Raw genomic sequence first — 749 nt, forward strand, 5'->3', positions numbered from 1 at the left:
GTTTATCCGGCATTTCAGGCGATGTGGGTGGCTGAGCCCGCAAGACTATATGCGGATGTTTCCACCCACCGCTCTCCGCTCCATTGGGCATGGTCAATGGGTTTCGGAAAGCGTTTCGCCATCACGCGAGACGATCGCCGGATATGGCGCCGAGTTGAACAAGGCCATGTGCAAATTTGGCGTCACAACCCCATTGCGGCTGGCGGCCTTTCTCGGTAACGCGATGCAGGAAACCCAGTGGTTTTCGTTGCTGTCCGAAGGCCGGAGCACGCCTCCTCCGCGATATGCACCGTGGATTGGGCGTGGGTTTCTGCAACTGACCTGGCCGGATAACTACATCAAGTACTGGCGCTTCCAGGGCCGGGAGGTGGATCAGGCTCTCGCGGAGCGCCTGCATGAGGCTGCGGATAATGCAAACAGGATGCGCAATAACAGTGCTCTCATGGTGGTTGAGGCAGTTGTACCGGTGTCCATGCAGGAATGGCGAAGATTAACGGGTGTCGACAAATTAGATGCGACCAGCAGTGCTGGAGCGTACTGGGCGTGGCCCGGCGCGGCCAGGTATGCCGACATGCAACCTGTTTTGCGACGTGAAACGAAGCGGGTGGGAATGACCCTAAAGGCCTACTATAGCTGTGAATCCTTCGGACAGGTGGCGGCAACCGTAAACGTGGGACATCCGTCCAGTTCGTTTTCCGGCATTTACGGCTTGCAAGCCCGCTTTCAAGGCTATGCGAGCGCGTTAATGG

The 749-nt window shown here is 57.5% G+C and carries 1 pseudogene; it reads left to right on the forward strand.

The features are described from left to right. Positions 1-55: 55 nt before the first annotated feature. Positions 56-749, forward strand: a pseudogene (locus U5775_RS38900) (hypothetical protein); the annotation flags it as partial.

Origin of the sequence: Paraburkholderia sp. J63, from assembly GCF_905220245.1 — a bacterium.
Lineage (GTDB): Bacteria > Pseudomonadota > Gammaproteobacteria > Burkholderiales > Burkholderiaceae > Paraburkholderia.